The following is a 20,570-nucleotide window of genomic DNA, read 5'->3' as shown; positions in this document are numbered from 1 at the left end:
GTGCCGCTCGCTAGCATCGGCGGCATGGGTTCAACAGACCACGGGGACGCGCTGCAGGTCCTGCAGCGCGTCTTCGGGTATCCCGAGTTCCGCGGCGACCAGGCCGACATCGTCGAGCACGTGATCGCGGGTGGCGACGCGCTCGTGCTGATGCCGACCGGTGGCGGCAAGTCGCTGTGCTACCAGGTGCCCGCCCTGGTCCGCAAGGGCACCGGTGTGGTGATCTCCCCGCTCATCGCGCTGATGCAGGACCAGGTGGACGCGCTGCGGGCGCTGGGCGTGCGCGCGGGCTTCCTGAACTCGTCGCTGTCGTGGGACGAACGCAAGATGGTCGAGGCCGAGTTCGTCAACGGTGAGCTCGACCTGCTCTACCTGGCGCCGGAACGCCTGACGTCCGACGCGACCCTGCGCCTGCTCGACCAGGGTGAGATCGCCCTGTTCGCGATCGACGAGGCGCACTGCGTCTCCCAGTGGGGCCACGACTTCCGGCCCGACTACCTCATGCTGGCGCACCTGCACGAACGCTGGCCGAAGGTGCCGCGCATCGCGTTGACGGCCACCGCGACGGACGCGACGCGCAAGGAGATCCTGACGCGGCTCGAACTGGGCGACGGCCGCCAGTTCGTGTCGAGCTTCGACCGCCCGAACATCCAGTACCGCATCGTCGCGAAGAAGGAACCCAAGAAGCAGCTGCTCGACCTGCTGCGCGGTGAGCACGACGGCGAGGCGGGCATCGTCTACTGCCTCTCCCGCGCGTCGGTCGAGAAGACCGCGGAGTTCCTGGTGGCCAACGGGATCAAGGCGCTGCCGTACCACGCGGGGCTCGACGGGTCGGTCCGCCAGCGCAACCAGGCCCGGTTCCTGCGCGAGGACGGCCTGGTCATGGTCGCCACCATCGCGTTCGGCATGGGCATCGACAAGCCGGACGTCCGCTTCGTGGCCCACCTCGACCTCCCGAAGTCGGTCGAGGGCTACTACCAGGAGACGGGGCGCGCCGGCCGCGACGGATTGCCGTCCACCGCCTGGCTCGCGTACGGCCTGCAGGACGTGGTGCAGCAGCGCAAGATGATCGAGTCGTCCGAAGGTGATCTGGCCTTCCGCCGCCGCTCGCAGGCGCACCTCGACGCGATGCTGGCTCTGTGCGAGACCATCACGTGCCGCCGCACGATGCTCCTCGACTACTTCGGGCAGACCGGCGTGCCCTGCAACAACTGCGACACCTGCCTGACGCCGCCGGAGTCCTGGGACGGCACGGTCGCCGCGCAGAAGGTCCTCTCCACGGTCTGGCGCCTGCGCAACGAGCGCGGTCAGAAGTTCGGTGCGGGCCAGGCGATCGACATCCTGCTGGGCCGCAAGACCGCCAAGGTCATCCAGTTCGACCACGACCGCCTCAGCACCTTCGGCCTCGGCGAGGACCTGAACGAGAGCGAGTGGCGCGGTGTCGTCCGCCAGCTGCTCGCCCAGGGCCTGCTGGCGGTGGAGGGCGAGTACTCCACCCTGGTGCTCACCGAGGCCAGCTCCGACGTGCTGGGCCGCAAGCGCGAAGTCCTGCTGCGCAAGGACCCGGTTCCTGTCCGCTCGTCCACCCGCACCGCCTCCGTGAGCGCTCCCAAGGCGAAGGTGGAGCTTCCGGCGGCCGCGGGCCCGCTCTACGAGTCGCTGCGCGAGTGGCGCGCTCAGCAGGCCCGCGAACAGGGCATGCCCGCCTACGTGATCTTCCACGACGCCACCCTGAAGTCCATCGCCGCTTCCCGCCCCGCGACGCTGGCCGAGCTGGGCAACGTGAGCGGTGTGGGTCAGGCGAAGCTCACTAAGTACGGCGAGCAGATCCTGGAGGTGGTGGCCGGCGGTGGTCCCGCGCCGGCAGCTCAGGCCCCGCCCGCCGCCAAAGCGAAGCCCAGGACGACGAGCACGGGTGGAGCTGCGTGGGGTTCGGGCGGCTCGGCGGCGGACGAGTGGCCGGAACCGGAGGAGCCCGACGAGCCGATGGACTGGTAGCGGGTCAGACCGCCGCGAGAGCCTGGGTGACCAGCGGCATCATTCGCTGCACCTGCGCCAGCGCCGTGGCCTTGGCATCGGCCGGGTCCTCCGACACGACGTTGCTGCCGAAGCTGACGAGCAGGTCACCACGAGCCAGGAACGCCTGGCAGTTGAGCTGTCCCGGCTTGATGTCAGGGGCGGTCTCGCAGAAGGCGTAGAACCCGTCGAAGCCGGTCGGCGGTGCCACGGCGACGTCAGGTGTCACCGCTCGCTCGGGCTTGCCCGCGGTGCGGGCGTAAGTGGCGCAACTCCGCACCTTCGCCCCGATCTGTTCGACCAGCGTCGCGGCCTTGTCCGCCGACAACGCGTGCACGTCCTGCCACACGACGGTGTACTCGCCGCGCCACAGCCTGTTCCGCGACACCTTGAACCCAGAGCTGATCCTGAGGCCACCGCACACCGTGGACACCTCTTGGGTCTTGTCCTCGTAACCACCGGGTGTGGCCGGATAGTCCCTGTTCCACGGCGCGTCCGGGAGGAACGCGTCCTTGGACACGTAGGTCTTCTCGGCCCGAGCGACCAGTTGGTTCCACTGGTCCGGCACGGACACGGAAGACGAGGTCGGCGGTGGGGACGACGGCGGAGGTGCGGCCTCCTGCGCGGTGCAGCCCGCCAGCAGGACAGCCAAGATCAGGAAACGTCGGAACATGCTCTTACCCCCAGGTCGAGGGGGGAGCATACGTTCCTCAGGTCACCTTCTCGATCTGAGCGCGCTTGATCACGCTCTTCCCCGACTCGCCGACCGAGTTGAACGCCGCGCTGTTCAACACCACGCACCCGGTCCCGACCCCGATGATCTTCACGGTCGTCTGCCGTCCGTTGTCGAGATTGGTCACCCGGACCGACGTCCCGACCGGCAGCTGCGACGAAAACGCCCCGGCCGCCCCACCGACCGGTGACAACCCGATGGTCGCGCCGTCGCACACGACCTGACCGACCACCCCGGAAGCACGAATCCGTGATGTGGAAGACCGGGAGGGCGTCGGCGTCGGCGCCGGCGCATTCCCCACGATCTCCACCCGGACCCGCCGGAGAACGCTTTCCGCGCCGCCCTGCCCCGAATCCGCCGAACGCAGTGAATCGAAAGCCGCGGTGTTCAGCAATGCGCATCCGGTCGACACACCGGTGACCGAAACGGTGATTGCCCGCCCGTTGGCGAGATTGGTGACCCGCAAAGCCGTCCCGACCGGGAACTGGTCCGACAGCGCGCCGGCGGTCCCGCCTGACTCCACCGAACGCACCTGCTGCCCCGAGCAGACCTCCTTGCCCGCCACCCCCGACTGCGACGTGGGGGCGCCGGAACCGGCTAGGGCGAAGGCCGTACCCCCGATGGCGGCAGCGACCGAGAACACCCCGGCGCCCGCGATCCAGCCCTTCGACCAGCGCATGTGCAACACCCGACCTTTCTGCCAAGCCGTACGGCCCGCAGATCGGGAAGGTTCAACGGCGCGTGGCCCGGACCAGCGCTGTTGGGTCACACGACGCCAGATGGTCGCGCAGGGCGACGTGCACGAACCGGTACTCGCCATCGACTCGGGTGAGCAGCAGGCGGTCCTGGGCGACGTGCAGCAAAGCCTTGCGGCGAAACGACAACTCGCCGAGCGACAAGGGTCGCGTGACACCTTCGGCGGCGACTTCGGCGAGCGCGTCGAACGGCCAGACGTAGTCGCGGGCGGCGGTCGGCGTCACCAGCAACCCCAGTGCGACGCCGAGCGCCGTTCCCCACGATCCCATCGCCCCGAGCCCGCCCAGCAGACCGACGGCGCCGAGCACCGGGACGGCGGGCTGAACCCACCACGGGCGCCCGACGCGCATCCGTTGCTGTTGCACCGTGCGCACCGTGCGCCACACACGTCCCACCGCTGCTGCGAACACGCCGCCCGCCACGCCCGCGGAGAAGCCGATCCCCATGCCTGCCAACACCACGTAGGGGCCGGTCCAGATCATTGAGACACCGGGCGCGGCGGCGATCAGCACGGACCATGCCACAGGTGCTTTGCCCGGTACGAAACCCAACGCCAAGAAGAATGACGTCACCACCACGAACACATACGCGACGAGGTACGGCCACGGCGTGCCAATGCCGCCAAGCCACAAACCGGCGAGCCCGACCAACAATCCGGCGAACGCGCCTGCCAGAAAACCAAGCGCGGCAGTCAGAATGCCGTGCGCGCGTCCAGGCGGGTGGAAGACGTACGGCAGTTTGTGCACGAGCGCGAACATCAAAGAAGCTGCGACCACGAAAACCAAAGCGGGCCACAATCCGAGTTGCACGCCCGTCATGAACGTCACGGCACACACACCACCGGCATATGCGGCAGGTACCGCGCGTACGAACAGCAACCACAACGGACGCGTCGGCAGCAGCGGAAGCCACGCACGGCGGTGAGGCATGTGCACAGGCGCACCGAGGTCTGGTCTGTCCAACCGTGCGAGGAACTTCAACGCACGGATTGTGGGGCCCGCAGCGCGTTGGCCGGAAAGCCGCTCCACCACGAAGGACCCCACGAAGTCGTCGCCGATCGTGTCGACCTGCTTGTCCAAGTGCGTCAGTGCCAACAGGTTCAGCGCCAGCGGTGAGTCGAGTCGCTGCCAGATCTCGGGCGTCAGCGCCGACTCCAAGCTGTCCAGACGAGGGCTGACCGACGCGATGTACTCGAGCACCTGACCGCGTGACAACGGTTCGACGATCACCGCGGGCAGGTTCTCGATCGGTTCGGTCGAGCACACGACCGAGGCGAACGGCGCGAGTTCGGACTCACAGTGCGCGCGGTCGATGCGCGGCACCTCGTCCAGGCCGTCGATGAGCACGGCCACCCGCCGGCGGCGCAGCCAGATCGTGCCCGCCGAGCGGCTGATGCCGTACCGGCGGTTCATCTCGCGCAAGAGCCACGCGGTGAACTCGGTCGGCTTGCGCGTGCCGTACGCGCGCCACGTCGCCAAGTCCACGACAACCGGAATCGGCGCCTCGGGGTCGTTTCGCGCGCGTTCGACCAACACCAGGCAAAGTTCGCGCAACAACGTCGAACGCCCGCTGCCGACCGGGCCGACCAGCACCATGGTGTGGCCGAGGCGGTCGTACACGGCCTCCAGGTCCGAAGAGGAGACTTCCTCACCTTCTGCCCGCACGGACAGCTTCGGCTGCCGGAGCACGCCCAGCTTGATCTGCGTCTGCGCGGCCAGTGAGGAGGCGAGCAACGCCTTCACCCGCGTTTCGACGCGTCCGAGCGCGGCGGTGCGGCTGCTCGTCTCGTGACCGCGCCCGCGTTCCCAGAGCGCGAGACCGACCGCGACCAGCACCATCGCGCCGACCAGCGGCCACAGCCACCGCCCGAACTGGCCGAGGAACTCCGGCGTGGCTCCTCCGGTGCTCACGCTGATGGCCGCCGGAAGCAGCAAAACGACGGTGACCAGGCACAACGCGGCCAACGCGGTCAGCCGTGCCGCTCTTGTCACCCCGCTCGGATCCACCTTCACCTCCGCGATCCCGGCGAACGACGGTAACCGGGCCGCCGGGATCGCGGAAGTGAGTCAGAGGCGCTGCCAGAGGGATGCCGCGTTCGGCGGTTCCCACGTCGTGATCGATGTGTGCCCCTGCAGGCACTGATAGTCCAATCCGGCGTAACTCACACGCGAACCAGCCGCATAAGCAGCCCCAGACGCCCACGCTGGGTATGCCCCGCCGCCAGGAGGTTGCGTCGTTGTGGTGGTTGGCTGTGATCCACACGCCCCGAAGACCTCGAACTCCCAGAACGAGAACCCGTAGACAGTTCCTCGGTTCATGCCGTTGAACCTCACATATCGCGCGCTACCGGAAATTCCGATGTCCTCCACGCCACCGGCGCCGGTGGCTGTCGTGTACGCGTCCCGCCACGAACTGCCGTTGTCGGACAGCTGAATCGAGTACGCGCGCCCGTACGCGGCCTCCCAGTTGATCCGCACGCGCGACAGAGCACGTGAAGACCCGAGGTCGACCTGCCACCAGTGCGGTTCGCTGTGCGCGGACGACCAGCGCGTCGACGTCGAACCGTCCACCGCGAACGCCGCCGCCTGGTTTCCGCTCTCCACACTGGACGCCGACGCCGGCCGGTTCCGCGACAGCAGCGGCCCGCACGTCGGCGGGGGAGTGGTCGTGGTCGTGGGTCCGCCGCCGGAGCCCCGCGTCCACACACCCACGTAGTCCACGACCATCGGAACACCCGGGACGATCCCCGGACCCGGCGTGCGCGTGCCGGAGTAGTTGTCGGGGAACTCGCCGCCGATCGCGACGTTCAGGATGATGAAGTACCCGGCGTGCGAGGTCATCTGGTTCCAGGTGTCCGCGGGCAGCTGGTTCTGGTTGACCTGGTGGAACAACTCGCCGTCCACGTACCACCGCAGCTGCTGCGGCGACGTCGAGGCGTCCCACTCGAACCGGTAGGCGTGGAAGCCGCCCTGGCACGAGGCGCCGGGGCACGGCCGGCTGTTCGCGATGCCGTTCTTCTCGTTGCACGGCCCGCCAGGCGAGACACCGCAGTGCAGCACGCCCCACACGCGGTTGACGCCGTTGACGTTCTCCATGATGTCGAACTCGCCGACACCGGGCCAGTTCCACCAGTTCCCGCGATACGGCGAACCCAGCGCCCAGAACGCGGGCCAGTACCCCAGCGCCGCGGCGCCGGAGACGTTCGGCATCTGGATCCGCGCTTCCATCCGCAGCACGCCACCGGTGGGCGCCTTGAAGTTCTGCGCGTTCGTCTCGATGCGCGCGGACGTCCAGTTGCCCGCGCCGTCACGACGCGGCGTGATGCGCAGGTTGCCGCCGCCGTCGAGCGACACGTTCGCGGGGTTGTTGGTGTGCGCGGCGATCTCGCCGGTGCCCCAGTTCCCCGGTCCGCCCGGATAGCCGTGACCGAGCGAGAACCGCCAGTTTCCCCCGTTGGGCAACGAGTTCGCCGGTCCGGTGAAGTCGTCGCCGAACACCTGCGTCCACCCGGCGGGGGGAGGTGGAAGCGCGGCTTTGGTGTCGTGAGCGACAGCGACCAGCGCGCTCACCGTGAGCACGCTGGCCGCTGCCAGTGCGATGGATGTTCGTTGTCGAGTGAGCCTCATTGCCAACCCTCCGAACGAGCGCGTGAGAGCGCTCCCACGGATGATGGTGGCAGGCCTGTCAACGGTGAGGGGACATCACTTTCGCCGGTACCGGTTCCGTGCGATCACTACTGCTTGTCGCCGAAATTCCGGAGGCCTTCCTTGAGCTTGTCCTCACCCTTGTCGATGTGCTCGCTGTGCTTCCCGCCGGTCTTGTCGTCGGCGAACTGCCCTGCGCGCTCCACACCGTCGTCGACCTTGTCACCGTGCTGGCCGATCAGGTCCTTCGCCTTGTTCTTCAGGTCATCGAGTCCCATAGCTGTATTACCTCCCTATGGAACCTGGGTACCCCGTCTTGGATTCGATACACGTCACTGGATGGAGTGAAGTGCGGCCACCGGGCTCACTCGCGCCGCACGGCGGGCAGGCAGGAGCCCCGCACCTGCTGTGAGTGCGGCCAGGGCGAGCACCACCACGCCTACGGCGACCACGGGCACCTGCAACGGCCATTCGATGCCGAGCGAGATGATCGCGAGCCACGCGTAAGGAATGCCGATGGCGAGTCCGATCAGTGCGCCGACGATCCCGTACAGGCCGGCCTCGGTCGTGACCAGACGGCCGAGTTCCTTGCGGGTCAACCCGATCGCGCGCAACAGCCCGGACTCCCGAGTCCGTTCGAGCACCGACAACGCCGTGGTCGAACCTACTCCCACCACGGCGATCAACATGGTGAGGAACAGCAGTCCGACCGCGATCGCCACCAATGTGGTGAACCAGTTCTCCTGGGCGAGCCTGCGGTCGGTGAGCGACTCGACCTCCAGCCCGGCGGGCACGCGTTCCCTGGCACCGTTGGCGAGCACGCCGACCGGCTCACCGTCCACATCGGATGCGTGGAGCAGCGCGCTGCCGAGCGGAACGCCGCCGAACACGGTGGCCGCCACCGTCATCGGCACGCCGTTGACGTCGGCCTGCGATCCGGCGGCCAGTCCGAGCCTGCTCGCGGTGTAGGTGGACAGGATGATCTTGCGCGGACCCATGTCGCGGAGGGTTCCGGTGTCGACCTGGAAGTCCGAGAGGTCGCGGAGTTTCAGCATGTCGAGATCGGTGCCGTTCATGATGAGCTGCCCGTTCGCGGAGATCACGGTGACCTCGGCGCGCCGGTACGGGAGCACGTCGGTGAGCCCGGCCGCGCGCAACGCCGTCACGTCGACGGGCCCGGTGATCTCCAGATCCGCCGGATAAGCACTGGCCATCTCGGCCTTTCCGAGTCCCTGCAAGGTGTTCGCGCCCGTCAGCGTCGCGATGATCAGGCTGACGCCCAGCGCCACCACCGCGGTGACCGACGCCGCCCGGCGTGGCGCACCGCCGACCCCGCTCACCGCCAGCGCCCCGATCGTGCTGCGCCGCAACGGAACGCTGATCAGCCGGAGCACCGGCGTGATCAGCGCGGGCCCGAGCGTGATCAGCGTGCCGAACGCCAGCGCGCCGCTGATCGTGGTGCGCAGCAACAGGTCCTCGGTCATCCCGGCCGGTCGCCGCTTGCTCGCGAGCCCCTCGACCGCGACGTTCACCAGCAGCACGGCGGCGGCTGAGCCCATCAGGATCCCGGACACCCAGCGCAGCCCGCCGATCCGGCTCTTGGCGTCCTGGACGGCAGAGGTGCGCAGCGCCTCCAGTGGCGAGACCTTGGCCGCGGACCACGCGGGCGCCAGCACGGCGAGCGTCGTCAGCACGAACGACCCGAGGACCACGATCAACGCAGGCGTGAGGGGAAAGCCCGGCGCCACCAGGCCGGCCAGCGGCACGAGCTGCCCCGCGCCCACCGCCAGCGCGACCCCGGCGATCGACGCCAGCAGCCCGGTGAGCGCGCCTTCGACGATCAGCCCCCGCGCCAGTCGTGCCCGCGAAGCACCGACAGCTCGCAACAACGCGAGCTCGCGCATCCGTTGCGCGAACACGATCCGGAACGTCGAGGTGGAGACCAGCGCGGCCACGATCATGGCCACCGTGACGAACGCGCCGAGCAACGCGAACACCTCGACCAGCTTCGCGGCCTTGACCGCGAGCGACCGTTCGGTGATGTCCTTGGCGAGCACCGTCGAGTAGGCGAAGAACGCGGCGATCGAGATCGACAGAACGGGCAGGAACCTCCTCACGCGGCCACCGCCTGAACGACGCGTCCGTCGGCCATCCGCACCACGGCGTCGGCGTAGGAGGCCGCCCGGTCGTCGTGCGTGACCATCACGATCGTCTGGCCGAAATCTCGCACGGCCTGCCGCAACAGGTTCAGCACGTCCGCGGAGGCCCGCGAGTCCAGGTTTCCCGTCGGTTCGTCGGCGAAGATCACCTCGGGCCGCGTGACCAGCGCACGCGCCAGCGCCACCCGCTGCTGTTGCCCGCCGGACATCTCCGACGGCCGGTGCGACAGCCGTGACGACAGCCCCAGCACCTCCACGAGCTGCGTGAACCAGGCGCGATCGGGCTTGCGTCCTGCCAGGTTGAGCGGCAGCAGGACGTTCTGCTCGGCGGTCAGCGTCGGCAGCAGGTTGAACGCCTGGAAGACGAACCCGATCCGATCGCGCCGCACCTTGGTCAGCGCGTTGTCGGAGAGCCGGGTGAGGTCCTTGCCGCCCAGCAGCGCGGCTCCGGACGTGGCCGTGTCGAGCCCGGCCAGGCAGTGCATGAGGGTCGACTTGCCGGAACCGGACGGTCCCATGATCGCGCTGAAGGCGGCGGGCCGGAACCCGACGGTCACCCCGTCGAGTGCTCGAACCGCGGTGTCGCCGGAGCCGTACACCTTCACGAGGTCGACCGCGGCGGAAGCGTAGTTGTTCACATGACGAGCCAAAGGCAGAAAGCGACGGAAAACCTCCGTCCCGAGCACGGCTCGCCTCTGTCTTTCGGCCGATCTGCGGAACACGGGCAACTGCATAAGGTCATGGCCATGCTCTGGAGGTACGGCGCGATCGCCGCACTGATCGCCGCCGCGTTCGTGGACTGGTACTACGGCCTGTTCAAGTCGCCCGGTCTCCACCCTTGGACCGGCTGGGCCGCGTTGGCGTGCATCCTGCTGCCCGCGTTCGCCTGGCTGCGGCCCCACCGCGTGCTGGCCGCCGTCGCCGCCACCGCGTGTTTCACGTACACGCTGGTCAACCCGCTGGAGAAGGAGTTCGGGCTCGCCGAGGGCCTGGCGCTCACCGGGGTGCTGGCGGTCACCACCTACCGCGCGAAGTCCTGGCGGGACGCGCCGCTGATCGGCTGGATCGTCATCGCGCTGGTCACCCAGCCGGTGCGGTACCCGCTCGGCAGCACCGAGCTGACCCTGGCGATGGGTCTGCTCGTCGTCGCGATCGGCGTGCTCGCGCTCGTCGGCTACCTCCGCCTGCTGGGCAACGCCAGGGAGAAGCAGGTCGCGGCCGTCAAAGCCGAGCAGAAGGCCGAGTTCGCGAGGGACCTGCACGACTTCGTCGGCCACCACATCACCGCCATGGTCGTGCTGGCCCAGGGCGCGAGCCGGATCGTCGAACGCAACCCGGCGCAGGCGAAGCAGGCGCTCGAACGCATCGAGGAAGCCGGCGGCGAGGCGATGACCGCGATGCGCCGCATGATCGGCATGCTCCGTGACGACGCCCCCGTGGCACCGGTCGCGGGCATCGTGGACATCGAGCCGCTGATCGAGGCCGAACCACGGGCGACCCTCGCGATCGACGGTGACACCGGGAACCTGCCGCTGGAAGTCGCCAGCTCGGTCCACCGGGTCGTCATGGAGTCGTTGACCAACATCAGGAAACACGCCCAGGAAGCGACCAAAGTGGACGTCCAGATCCACACCACGCCGGACTGGGTCACCGTCAAGGTCTCCAACGACGGCAGGCCCGCGAGACAGGGCAACGGCTTCGGCCTCATCGGGCTCACCGAGCGCGTGCAGGCGCTCGGCGGCAGGATCAAGGCGGGTCCCGGTATCGACGGCGGCTGGGTCGTCGACGCCGCACTCCCCACAGGAAAGGCCACTGCGTGATCAGGGTTCTCGTCGCGGACGACCAGGCGATGGTGCGCACGGGGTTCGGCATGATTCTGGGTGCTGAGCCGGACATCGAGGTCGTGGCGGAGGCACAGGACGGCGTCGAGGCCGTTGCCGAAGCACGGCGTACCAAGCCGGATGTCGCGTTGATGGACATCCGCATGCCGCGCATGGACGGACTCGAAGCGCTCAAACAGATCGCGAACGACGTCCACGTGGTGGTGTGCACGACGTTCGACCACGATGAGTACGTACACACAGCGTTGAAGAACGGCGCGTGCGGGTTCCTTCTGAAGGACGCCGGCCCGAACCTGCTCATCGAAGCCGTCCGTGCGGCCGTCACGGGCGATGCGCTCATCAGCCCGTCGATCACCGTCCGGCTGTTGCAGCACATGAACGCACCGGCGTCACAACAGCCGCACAACCTCTCCGCGCGCGAGCTCGACGTCGTGAAGCTCGCCGCGGTGGGCAGGACGAATGCCGAGATCGCGCAGGAACTGTTCATCTCCATCGGCACGGTGAAGACGCACCTGGCGAGCGTTCAGGCCAAATTGGACGCGCGCAACCGCGTCGAGATCGCCGCCTGGGCGTGGGAAACCAGGGTGGTCGGCCAAAAGTAGGACCCAGAACCGGTCTGCGGACAGAAGTCCCGTTCCCCGAACATCACCAGAATTCGAGCCATGAAGAAACTCCTCCTGCTGATTCCCGTGCTGGCGCTCGCGGCTTGTGGCCAGAAGAGCTACACCTACGAGGCTTTCTACGACGTGGAAGGCACGGGCAAGGCCGAGATGACGCTGGTCGTCCCCGGCGGCGCCACCGAGACGCAGACCGTCGACCTGCCGTTCAAGGACCGCGCGATGCTCGCCAACGACCTCGGCAAGATCACGCTCACGGTCAAGCCGCAGAACGGCCAGGCCACCTGCAAGTTGCGGGTGGAGAAGGAAAAGGAGATCACGAACGCGGGCAGCCCCGCGACGTGCGAGTACGACATCACCGAGGACACCGACAACTGAGTGATCCGTTAAACCTTGCCGGTCATCGTCAATTCCACTAGGAATCGCGCATGAGGCGAATCGCAGCTGGCCTGGCAGTGGCGGCACTGGCCGTTGGACTCATCACCACCGGGACCGCGTCCGCGCAACCATCTGCGGAGCCGTCCGGGCAGTCCGGAGCACGGCCTGACTGCGGTTACACCGTGACGCCGGACGAACCTCCCGCTCGTCCGGTGTCCGTTCCCCACAACCCGTGGTTCACCAAGGGCAAGGTCCTGGTGAAGGTCAAGACGAACCAGGGCGACATCCCGCTGGTGCTCGACCGCTCCAAGGCGGCCTGCACCGCGCACAGCTTCATCCACCTGGCCCATCGCGGCTTCTACAACCAGACCGAGTGCCACCGCCTCACCGCGTACCCGACGCTGAAGGTGCTGCAGTGCGGCGACCCGTCCAACACGGGCGAGGGCGGCCCCGGCTACAAGTACAAGGACGAGCTGCCGACGGACCTGCAGCCCGCGCCGAACGACCCGACGGGCCTGCGCCGCATCTACCCGCGCGGCACGCTCGCGATGGCCAACGCCGGCCCGGACACGAACGGCTCGCAGTTCTTCCTCGTGCAGAGCGACAGCATCCTGCGCCCGAACTACACGGTGTTCGGCCAGATCCTGCCCGAAGGCCTGAAGACGCTCGACAAGATCGCGGCGGGCGGCATCGCGGGCGAGAACCCGCTGGACGGCCGCCCGAACATCAAGTCCGAGCTCAAGTGGGTGCTCCCGCTCGGCCTCTAGCCGCTGACGGCCCAGCCCGTCAGCGCTCCGTAGAACGCGTCCGAGAGCCGCCGGACCACCTGATCATCAGGTAGTCCGGCGGCTTTCGTCAGATCGATGATCTCGCGCGGGTCGAACAGCGCGTTGTGCAGAAACCGTGCCACGGACAGCAAAGCGTCCGGCAGCGCCAGATCGATCAGCACTCCGCGCAACGCCCGGTCCCACGCGCTGCACGACAACGACGTCATCGCGTCGGCGGAATGCAGCCGTTCCAGGAAGCCGTGCTGCGACCAGAACCGCACGATCACAGGGCCGTGCACGTTCTGCATCTTCACCCAGCGTGCGGCCTGATGTTCGAACAACTCCTTGCCGGTCTTGCGGGATCGTTCACCGTGCTCGATCAACGACGCGATGACGTCCTCGTGGTAGGCGGTCACAAGTGCTTCCACGGACGGAAAGTGGCGGTACGCCGTCGCTTGGGAAAGCGCCGCCTTGCGCGCGATGGACTGCATCGTCGCCGTTGCTGGTTCAGCTCGCAGGACGTGCGTAGCCGCATCCAGCAATCGCTTGCGGTTGCGGCGCGCGTCACTGCGGCTGCTTGTCTCCTCCGGCAGAGCGTCCTCCCACCCGCGAACCCCGTTGGGAGTGCAGGATAAGGGGAACGATCAACGGAATGAGGCGATTCCGGTCAACGCGTGGCCGATGGATAGCAAATGGATGTCCGAGGTGCCCTCATAAGTCAGCACGGATTCCAGGTTGTTCGCGTGGCGCAACGGCGAGTACTCCAACGAGATGCCGTTGGCGCCGAGGATGGTCCGGCTTTCCCTGGCGATCGCGATGGCCGACTCGACGTTGTTGTACTTGCCCATGCTGATCTGCTCCGGCTTCAACGTGCCGGCCTCCTTGAGCCCCGCGAGGTGCAACGCCAGCAACATCGCGGTGCTGACCTGCACGGACATGCTCGCGAGCTTCCGTTGCGTCAGCTGGAACGCGGCGATCGGCTTGTCGAACTGGATGCGCGTGCCGGCGTAGTTCAGCGCCGCCTGCAACGAATCCCGCGCGGCACCGACCGCACCGAACACGATCCCGAAGCGGGCTTCGTTGAGACACGAAAGGGGAGCGCGCAAGGAAGTCGCGAGCGGCAGCCGAGCGCTTTCCGGCAGTCGCACGTCCTCCAGGATCAACTCGGAGGTGACGGATGCTCGCATTGACAGCTTGTTCTTGATGTCCCTGGTCGAGAATCCAGGAGTGCCGCGGGGAACGAGGAATCCTCGAATTCCCTCCTCGGTCTGCGCCCACACGGTGGCGACGTCCGCCAGACCGCCGTTGGTGATCCACATCTTGGTGCCGTTGAGCACCCAGTCCGATCCGTCCCGCACGGCCCGCGTGCGCATCCCGGACGGGTTGGAGCCGAAGTCCGGCTCGGTCAGCCCGAAGCACCCGATCGCCTCACCCGCGGCCAGCCGCGGCAGCCACTCCTGCTTCTGCTCCTCCGAGCCGTACTTCCAGATCGAGTACATCGACAGCGAACCCTGCACCGACACGAAGCTGCGGATCCCGCTGTCCACGGCCTCCAGCTCCAGGCACGCGAGGCCGTACGCCAACGCCGACGTGCCCGCGCACCCGTAACCCTCGAGGTGCATGCCCAGCACGCCGAGCTTGCCGAGCTCCTGCGCCAGTTCGCGCGGCAGGACGCCCTGCTCGAACCAGGAACCGATGTGCGGCCGGACGTGATCGGACAGGTACGCCGCGACGGTGGCCTGGATGTCGCGCTCCTCGTCGCTCAGCAACGACGGGATGTCCAGCAACTGCAACGGGTCCTGCACTGGGTCCGGCACTTCACTGCTCCAGCTTCGGCGGGCGCAGCCGGTAGGTGACCGGCGTGCGCGACAGGCGGATGGGGTTCGCGACGAGCGTCATGTCGTCGATCGTCGCGGTGGGGTTGAGGTCCAGCGACTCGGCCAGCGCGAACGCGCGCGCCACGTCGTTCACCGGACCGCACGGAACACCAAGGGGTGTCAGCGTTTCGAACCAGTGCTGCGCCGGGCGCGCCTTGAGCCGGGCCGAGAGGATCTCGAACAGCTCGTCGACGTGCTCGACCCTGTCCGAGTTCGTCACGAACCGCGGATCCGTGGCCAGCTCCGGCACGTCCAGCACCGAACACAGGCGGCGGAACTGCCTGTCGTTGCCCACCGCGAGGACGATCTGCTGGTCGACGGTGGGGAACACCTCGTACGGCGCGATCGACGGATGCCGGTTGCCCATCGGCTTCGGGATCGCCCCGGCCAGCGTGAAGCCCGCGCTCTGGTTCACCATGCTGGACAGCAGCACCGTCAGCAGGTCCAGCTCCACGAGCTGCCCCTGCCCGGTCGCCTCCCGGTGCCGCAGCGCCGCCAGGATGCCCACACAGGCGTGCAACCCCGTGAGGACGTCGACCAGCGCCACGCCGGTCTTCACCGGCTCGTACGGACCGGGCCCGGTCACGCTCATCAACCCGCCCACGGCCTGCACGAGCAGGTCGTAGCCGGGCATGTCCGCGCCCTTGCCCGAACCGAACCCCGAGATCGAGCAGTAGACGAGGTCGTCACGCTTCAACGACTCGTAGTCCAGCCCGAACTTCTTCATGGTGCCCGGTTTGAAGTTCTCCACCACCACGTCCGCACGCGCGATCAGCTCGCGCGCCTGCTCCCGGCCCGCCTTGGTCGACAGGTCGATCTGCACGGACGTCTTGTTCCTGTTGACCGACAGGAAGTACGTCGCCTCGTCCTCGTGGTGCGGCGGACCCCACGTGCGGGTCTCGTCGCCCCGGCCCGGTTGCTCGACCTTGATCACCTCGGCACCGAGGTCGCCGAGCATCATCGTCGCGTACGGCGCCGCCAGCACCCGGCTGAAGTCCGCGATCACCACGCCTTCGAGCGAGCTCATGCGACCCGCCCCCGCAGCTTCATCGCGGCCAGCACGCGGTCCTGCGCCAGCTCGCGCGCGGCCACATGTGTTGTGGTGCCCCGGTTTCTCGCCTCGACGATGACGTTCGCCGCGTTCGCCCTCAGCTTCGAGGACACGGCCTCCAGCACCGTCGCGGGGTTCACCGGGAACGGCGAGTACCGCGCGTCCATCCCGAACGCCGCCGCGACCACGCCACCGGCGTTCGCGATGAAGTCCGGCACGACCGTGATCCCGCGTTGCGCGAGAACCTCCTGCGCCGCAACGGAAGTCGGCAGGTTCGCGCCCTCGACCACCAGGGTGGTGTCGAGCTCGCCCGCGAGTTCCGCGTCGATCACGTCCTGCATCGCGGCCGGCACCAGCACGTCGCACGGCACCCGGAGTTCGGCACCGAGCTCGCGGACGTCGCCGTACTCCTTGACCGCGAGGTCGCCGATCTCCGCTCGCAGCTTCAGCAGTTGTGCGACGTCCAGCCCGTTGGAATCCACCAACGCGCCGTGCACCGACGACACGGCAACGACGACAGCGCCCAGTTCGGTGAAACGCTTCGCCGCCGCGGCACCGACCGCGCCGAACCCTTGCACGGCCACGCGTTTGCCGCGCAGCACCATCAGTTCGTCCGCCACCTCGGCCACGCCGTACCCGGTGACGCCCAGCTCGTCGTACGGAAGACCGCCGAGTTGAGCCGGTGCGCCCATCATAGCGCCGCGGTCCGACAGTTCGTCCTGGACGATCGCCGCGTCCCGTTCGGTGAGGCCCATGTCGAGCCCGAGCACGTACTCGCGCGGCACCTCGTTGGAGAGCTTGCGCGCAAAAGCCCGCAGCGCTGCTTCCTTGCCGGGAGAGGAAGGATCGAACACGATCCCCGCCTTGGCGCCGCCGAAGAACAGGTCGACCCCCGCCCACTTCCACGTCATCACGCGCGCGAGACGGGCTATCTCCGCGACGGTCACGTGCGGGCTCATCCGCGTGCCGCCCTTACCCATGCCCCGCGCGGTGTTGTCGATGACCAGCACACCCTTCATCCCGGTGCGCCGGTCGGACACGCAGACGACCTTCTCGGGTCCCCACTCGTCCATGAGCTGGAGAACGTCCATCAGCATTCCCTCACACGCAGTTGAGTTCCGGGCGCGCCTGGTCGGCGGCGAACCTGGAGGCGTCCAAACTGGACACGTCGACGAACGGCTCGCGGTCGAGCACGAGGTCGCGCACGACCTCCCCGACCGCGGGGCCCTGGAGGAAACCGTGGCCGGAGAAACCCGTGGCGTAGAAGAACCGGCCGGCCGAGCCGATCAGCGCGTTGTGGTCCGGCGTCACCTCGTACAGCCCCGCCCACCCGTTGCGCACGCCCACGTCCAACAACCTCGGTGCGCGCGCTCGGATCGCTTCGGTGAGCCGCGGCAGCCACGCGTCGGACATGTCCAGCTTGAAGCCCGGCGTCTCGTCCGGGTCGGACATGCCGAACAGCAGCCCGCGGCCCTCGCGGTGGAAGTAGAAGGTGCTGCCGAAGTCGATGGTGAAGGGCACCACCCGATCGTGTAGTTCGGGCATGGGCTCGGTGAACATGATCTGCCGCCGCAACGGGGAAACCGGCAGGTCAACGCCCACCATCTCGCCGATCGACCGCGACCAGGCACCGGCCGCGCAGACCAAAGTCCCGGCCGAAACCTCTCCGCGGTCGGTCTGGACGCGAAAAGTGTCAGACCCCGTCCCTACGATCGATCTCACGGTGGTTCTGGTGTGGAAGCGGACACCGAACCGGCGGGCCGCGGTGGCATAACCGAGGACCACGGACTCTGGCGTGCAGTGTCCGGCGTCCGGAGAGAAGGTCGCCGCGAGCAGGCCGTCCGTTTCGATCAACGGCGACATCCGTCGTGCTTCCTCGGCAGTCAGCATCTGGCTGCGCACGCCGAGGGAGTTCTGGAGGTCGACGTTGCGCTCGAACGCCGTGACGTGTTCCCGAGAGGAAAGGAGGAACAGATAGCCGACCTGGTGGAGATCGATCTCCTGCCCGGGTCGCTGCGGAAAGCGCTGGAACAGTTCGATGGATCGAGCTCCGAGCCTGATGTTCAGCTCGTCGGAGAACTGGGCGCGCACCCCACCCGCTGCTTTGCAGGTGGAGCCGGAGCCCAGCTCGTCCTTCTCCACGACCACGACATCCCGGATGCCTGCCTCGGCGAGGTGAAAGGCGATGGACGTCCCCATCACCCCGCCGCCGATGACGACGACCTCGGCCTGACTTGGCAGCTCAGGCCAGCCGGTAGTCAAGGTTCGCCTCGATCGCGAGAGTGTCCATCTGCGCCTTCTGCAGCTTCCCCGAGTAGTCCCAGTTCATGGACTGCCAGCGGGTGAACTGATCGAGCACCCACACGCCCGACTGCCGGGAGCCGTTGCCGCTCTTGCCGTTGCCGCCAAACGGCAGGTGCGCTTCGGCCCCGGACGTCGAGTTGTTGACGCTGACCATGCCGGCGGAGATGCCGGCGCGGAACCGGAAGGCCTTGTTCGGGTCCGTGGTGTAGATCGAGCACGACAGGCCGTAGCCCGGCTTGTTGCCGAGCTCGATCGCCTCGTCCAGGTCCGAGTACTTCATGACGCCGACGATCGGGCCGAACGTCTCCTGGAGGAACAGCTCGTCGTCGGCACGCACACCGGAAACGATTGCGGGGTGGTAGAAGAAGCCGTTCTCCCCAGTGAAACCGTTGCGGGAGCTGGCAGCCGTGATGCGGCCGGTCGGGCCGTGCACCGTGTGGTGCTCGCCGATCCAGCCGAGGTACTTCTCGTACGCCAGTGCGAACTTCTCGTCCAGCAACGGTCCATAGAGGACATCGCCTGCCGGGTCGCCCACGGTGGCGCCGGCGACGGCCTCGACGAACCGGGACAGGAACTCGTCGTACACCGACTCGTGCACGATCGCCGTGCCGAGCGAGGTGCAGCGCTGGCCCGCGGAGCCGAAGCCGGCGAACAGCGCGCCCTGCACGGCCAGGTCCAGGTCGGCGTCCTCGGTGACGACCATCGGGTTCTTGCCGCCCAGCTCCAGGCACGGCGTCTGGAGGTGGCGGCCGCACAGTTCGCCGATGCGCACACCGACCTCGCTGGACCCGGTGAAGCCGACCTTGTCGACCAGACCCTGCTGCAGCGCCTGCTCCAGGCCGTTGAACGTCTCCGACCCCTCGGCGAAGACGATCTCGAACACGCCGGCCGGAATGCCGGCGGCCTGGAACACGTCGTAGAAGGCCTGGGCCGACGCGGCGGAGTACTCGGCGGGCTTCCACACGACCGAGTTGCCGCACAGCAGCGCCGGGATGATGTACCAGGACGGCACGGCGACCGGGAAGTTGCCGGCGGTGATGATCGCCGCCACGCCGACCGGGTTGCGGAACGTGAAGAGCTGCTTGTCGGCCATCTCGGACGGGACGGTCTGCCCGTAGAGGCGCCTGCCCTCGCCGACGAAGAAGTTGGCGGTGTCGACGATCTCCTGGACCTCGCCGCGGGCCTCGGCGATCGGCTTGCCGATCTCGCGGGTCACCAGCTGGGCGAGCGGCTCGAAGTTCGCCTCGACGAGCCGGCCGATGTTGCCGATGACCTGTCCACGCACGGGCGCGGGCACGCGGGCCCACGCGCGCTGTGCCGCCTTCGCCCGCTGTGCTGCGTCGACGAAGGTGCGGCTGGTCCCGAGCTCGATCTCGGTGACCACGTCGGAGGTGTTCGACGGGTTCGTGGAGACATAGGGCATGCATCCACCCTGGTAGTTGCCCGATGGATTCGCCAGGGGTTGCAGAATGAAACCTCGCGAAGTCGAGCATAAGCTGACCTGGTGCTCAACCCGGTCCATCTCCGCACGCTCGTCGAGGTCGTGAAAACGGGCTCGTTCGCCGAGGCCGCGCGCCGCCTCGGCTACACGTCGTCGGCCGTCTCGCAGCAGATCTCGGCGTTCGAACGCGCCGTCGGCGTGACGCTCTTCGAACGTGAGGCGCACTCGATCAGGCCGGCCAGCGCCGCGCTGCTGATCGCCGACCGCGGTGGCGAGTTGCTGGCCGCGTTCGACGGCTTCGAGCACGAGGTGAAGGCGATGGTGCAGGGTCTGCGGGGGCGCCTGCGGATCGGCACGTTCCCCACGGCCAGCTCGCGGGTCGTGCCCAAGGCGGTGGCGAAGCTGTCGGCCGACCTGCCGGACGCCGAGATCCGTCTCGACGAGGCCGAGCCGGACGACGTGCTGCCGCTCGTGCTGACCGGCGAGCTCGACCTCGCGCTGGTCTACGCCTACGACCTGGTGCCGCAGACGTGGCCGGAAGAGCTGACGGTGTTGCCGTTGCTGGACGAGTCTCTGCTGGTCATGGTGCCGGCCGAGCACCCGGCCGCGAAGAACAACCTCAAACTCGAAGATCTCAAGGACGAACGCTGGATCGCGTCACGTGACGGCACCTCTGGAGCCACGTGTCTCACGCGCTTGTGCGCCGCGTCGGGGTTCGCTCCCAAGATCGCCTTCCGGAGCAACGACTACGAGGTCGTGCAGTCGCTCGTGGCAGCAGGTGTCGGCGTCGCACTGGTGCCCGCGCTCGGTTACAAGGGGCTGCCCGGTACGCACGCGATGCCGTTGCGCAGCAAGCCGTTGCGCAGGCACGTGCATGTCGTCCACCGCACCGCGAACACCAACCCGTTGCTTCGTGACGCGGTGAACGCTCTTCAGGAAGTGTGCGAAAACGCCGTGGGCGGCTACATCTCCCAACCGTGACCGCG

19 protein-coding genes are annotated in these 20,570 nt (G+C 67.9%); 6 read left to right on the top strand and 13 right to left on the bottom strand.

Translation table 11 applies throughout. The annotated features are described in order from the left end of the window. The first annotated feature begins 24 nt into the window (after positions 1 to 24). Positions 25 to 1,998: a DNA helicase RecQ gene (gene recQ, locus ACWGE0_RS28780; RefSeq protein ID WP_452264016.1), complete on the top strand. Its 1,974-nt coding sequence runs from the start codon at positions 25 to 27 to the stop codon at positions 1,996 to 1,998. A 4-nt stretch (positions 1,999 to 2,002) separates the two neighbouring features. On the opposite strand, the gene ACWGE0_RS28775 is transcribed toward recQ, so the two are convergent. The 7 genes from ACWGE0_RS28775 to ACWGE0_RS28745 form a co-directional block, all read right to left on the bottom strand. Further along, positions 2,003 to 2,689: a hypothetical protein gene (locus ACWGE0_RS28775; protein ID WP_452264015.1), complete on the bottom strand. Its 687-nt coding sequence runs from the start codon at positions 2,687 to 2,689 to the stop codon at positions 2,003 to 2,005. A 37-nt stretch (positions 2,690 to 2,726) separates the two neighbouring features. Continuing rightward, positions 2,727 to 3,428: a hypothetical protein gene (locus ACWGE0_RS28770; RefSeq protein ID WP_452264014.1), complete on the bottom strand. Its 702-nt coding sequence runs from the start codon at positions 3,426 to 3,428 to the stop codon at positions 2,727 to 2,729. 52 nt (positions 3,429 to 3,480) lie between these two features. Then, the gene (locus ACWGE0_RS28765; RefSeq protein ID WP_452264013.1) at positions 3,481 to 5,496 is read right to left on the bottom strand and encodes a hypothetical protein; all 2,016 of its coding nucleotides are present in this window, start codon (positions 5,494 to 5,496) and stop codon (positions 3,481 to 3,483) included. Between the two features lie 75 nt (positions 5,497 to 5,571). Further along, on the bottom strand, positions 5,572 to 7,074 hold the full coding sequence (locus tag ACWGE0_RS28760; RefSeq protein ID WP_452264012.1) for a galactose-binding domain-containing protein: 1,503 nt from the start codon (positions 7,072 to 7,074) through the stop codon (positions 5,572 to 5,574). A 164-nt stretch (positions 7,075 to 7,238) separates the two neighbouring features. Continuing rightward, the gene (locus ACWGE0_RS28755) at positions 7,239 to 7,427 is read right to left on the bottom strand and encodes an antitoxin (protein WP_452264011.1); all 189 of its coding nucleotides are present in this window, start codon (positions 7,425 to 7,427) and stop codon (positions 7,239 to 7,241) included. 54 nt (positions 7,428 to 7,481) lie between these two features. After that, a complete protein-coding gene (locus ACWGE0_RS28750) occupies positions 7,482 to 9,266 on the bottom strand; it encodes an FtsX-like permease family protein (RefSeq protein ID WP_452264010.1) in 1,785 nt (594 codons plus the stop codon). After that, a complete protein-coding gene (locus ACWGE0_RS28745; RefSeq protein WP_452264009.1) occupies positions 9,263 to 9,946 on the bottom strand; it encodes an ABC transporter ATP-binding protein in 684 nt (227 codons plus the stop codon). The genes ACWGE0_RS28750 and ACWGE0_RS28745 overlap by 4 nt, the downstream gene beginning before the upstream one ends. Positions 9,947 to 10,054: 108 nt before the next feature. Here ACWGE0_RS28745 and ACWGE0_RS28740 point away from each other — a divergent pair, with 108 nt between their 5' ends. Genes ACWGE0_RS28740 through ACWGE0_RS28725 form a run of 4 tightly spaced genes read left to right on the top strand, consistent with a single transcriptional unit; the run spans position 10,055 to position 12,911 of the window. Continuing rightward, complete coding sequence (locus ACWGE0_RS28740; protein WP_452264008.1) at positions 10,055 to 11,128, top strand: sensor histidine kinase; 1,074 nt, start codon at positions 10,055 to 10,057, stop codon at positions 11,126 to 11,128. Beyond that, positions 11,125 to 11,751 carry a response regulator gene (locus tag ACWGE0_RS28735; protein WP_452264007.1) on the top strand — a complete coding sequence of 209 codons (627 nt, stop codon included), beginning with the start codon at positions 11,125 to 11,127 and terminating at the stop codon, positions 11,749 to 11,751. Before ACWGE0_RS28740 ends, ACWGE0_RS28735 begins: the two co-directional genes overlap by 4 nt. Positions 11,752 to 11,811: 60 nt before the next feature. After that, positions 11,812 to 12,144, top strand: a complete 333-nt coding sequence (locus ACWGE0_RS28730; RefSeq protein WP_452264006.1) for a hypothetical protein — start codon at positions 11,812 to 11,814, stop codon at positions 12,142 to 12,144. Between the two features lie 50 nt (positions 12,145 to 12,194). After that, complete coding sequence (locus ACWGE0_RS28725; RefSeq protein WP_452264005.1) at positions 12,195 to 12,911, top strand: peptidylprolyl isomerase; 717 nt, start codon at positions 12,195 to 12,197, stop codon at positions 12,909 to 12,911. On the opposite strand, the gene ACWGE0_RS28720 is transcribed toward ACWGE0_RS28725, so the two are convergent. From ACWGE0_RS28720 to ACWGE0_RS28695, 6 genes are all read right to left on the bottom strand, one after another. Continuing rightward, a complete protein-coding gene (locus tag ACWGE0_RS28720; RefSeq protein WP_452264004.1) occupies positions 12,908 to 13,453 on the bottom strand; it encodes a TetR/AcrR family transcriptional regulator in 546 nt (181 codons plus the stop codon). The two genes, ACWGE0_RS28725 and ACWGE0_RS28720, sit on opposite strands and share 4 nt — an antisense overlap. Positions 13,454 to 13,555: 102 nt before the next feature. Beyond that, on the bottom strand, positions 13,556 to 14,728 hold the full coding sequence (locus ACWGE0_RS28715) for an acyl-CoA dehydrogenase family protein (RefSeq protein ID WP_452264003.1): 1,173 nt from the start codon (positions 14,726 to 14,728) through the stop codon (positions 13,556 to 13,558). A gap of 1 nt (position 14,729) precedes the next feature. After that, positions 14,730 to 15,815, bottom strand: a complete 1,086-nt coding sequence (locus ACWGE0_RS28710) for a CaiB/BaiF CoA transferase family protein (protein ID WP_452264002.1) — start codon at positions 15,813 to 15,815, stop codon at positions 14,730 to 14,732. Continuing rightward, positions 15,812 to 16,930 carry a Glu/Leu/Phe/Val family dehydrogenase gene (locus tag ACWGE0_RS28705; protein WP_452264001.1) on the bottom strand — a complete coding sequence of 373 codons (1,119 nt, stop codon included), beginning with the start codon at positions 16,928 to 16,930 and terminating at the stop codon, positions 15,812 to 15,814. Before ACWGE0_RS28705 ends, ACWGE0_RS28710 begins: the two co-directional genes overlap by 4 nt. Before the next feature lie 10 nt (positions 16,931 to 16,940). After that, a complete protein-coding gene (locus ACWGE0_RS28700) occupies positions 16,941 to 18,101 on the bottom strand; it encodes an NAD(P)/FAD-dependent oxidoreductase (RefSeq protein WP_452264000.1) in 1,161 nt (386 codons plus the stop codon). Continuing rightward, complete coding sequence (locus tag ACWGE0_RS28695) at positions 18,082 to 19,566, bottom strand: aldehyde dehydrogenase family protein (protein ID WP_452263999.1); 1,485 nt, start codon at positions 19,564 to 19,566, stop codon at positions 18,082 to 18,084. Before ACWGE0_RS28695 ends, ACWGE0_RS28700 begins: the two co-directional genes overlap by 20 nt. Before the next feature lie 81 nt (positions 19,567 to 19,647). Here ACWGE0_RS28695 and ACWGE0_RS28690 point away from each other — a divergent pair, with 81 nt between their 5' ends. Further along, positions 19,648 to 20,565: a LysR family transcriptional regulator gene (locus ACWGE0_RS28690; RefSeq protein ID WP_452263998.1), complete on the top strand. Its 918-nt coding sequence runs from the start codon at positions 19,648 to 19,650 to the stop codon at positions 20,563 to 20,565. The last annotated feature ends 5 nt before the right edge of the window (positions 20,566 to 20,570 follow it).

It is taken from the genome of Lentzea sp. NPDC054927, assembly GCF_053610285.1.
The sequence above is the reverse complement of the archived record's forward strand: the minus strand, read 5'-3'. Positions and strand labels throughout refer to the sequence as shown.

Coding starts and splice junctions, on each gene's coding strand:
- ACWGE0_RS28725 (WP_452264005.1), top strand. CDS start 12,195: ATGAGGCGAATCGCAGCTGGCCTGGCAGTGGCGGCACTGGCCGTTGGA.
- ACWGE0_RS28710 (WP_452264002.1), bottom strand. CDS start 15,815: ATGAGCTCGCTCGAAGGCGTGGTGATCGCGGACTTCAGCCGGGTGCTG.
- ACWGE0_RS28755 (WP_452264011.1), bottom strand. CDS start 7,427: ATGGGACTCGATGACCTGAAGAACAAGGCGAAGGACCTGATCGGCCAG.
- ACWGE0_RS28730 (WP_452264006.1), top strand. CDS start 11,812: ATGAAGAAACTCCTCCTGCTGATTCCCGTGCTGGCGCTCGCGGCTTGT.
- recQ (WP_452264016.1), top strand. CDS start 25: ATGGGTTCAACAGACCACGGGGACGCGCTGCAGGTCCTGCAGCGCGTC.
- ACWGE0_RS28695 (WP_452263999.1), bottom strand. CDS start 19,566: ATGCCCTATGTCTCCACGAACCCGTCGAACACCTCCGACGTGGTCACC.
- ACWGE0_RS28775 (WP_452264015.1), bottom strand. CDS start 2,689: ATGTTCCGACGTTTCCTGATCTTGGCTGTCCTGCTGGCGGGCTGCACC.
- ACWGE0_RS28740 (WP_452264008.1), top strand. CDS start 10,055: ATGCTCTGGAGGTACGGCGCGATCGCCGCACTGATCGCCGCCGCGTTC.
- ACWGE0_RS28705 (WP_452264001.1), bottom strand. CDS start 16,930: ATGGACGTTCTCCAGCTCATGGACGAGTGGGGACCCGAGAAGGTCGTC.
- ACWGE0_RS28770 (WP_452264014.1), bottom strand. CDS start 3,428: ATGCGCTGGTCGAAGGGCTGGATCGCGGGCGCCGGGGTGTTCTCGGTC.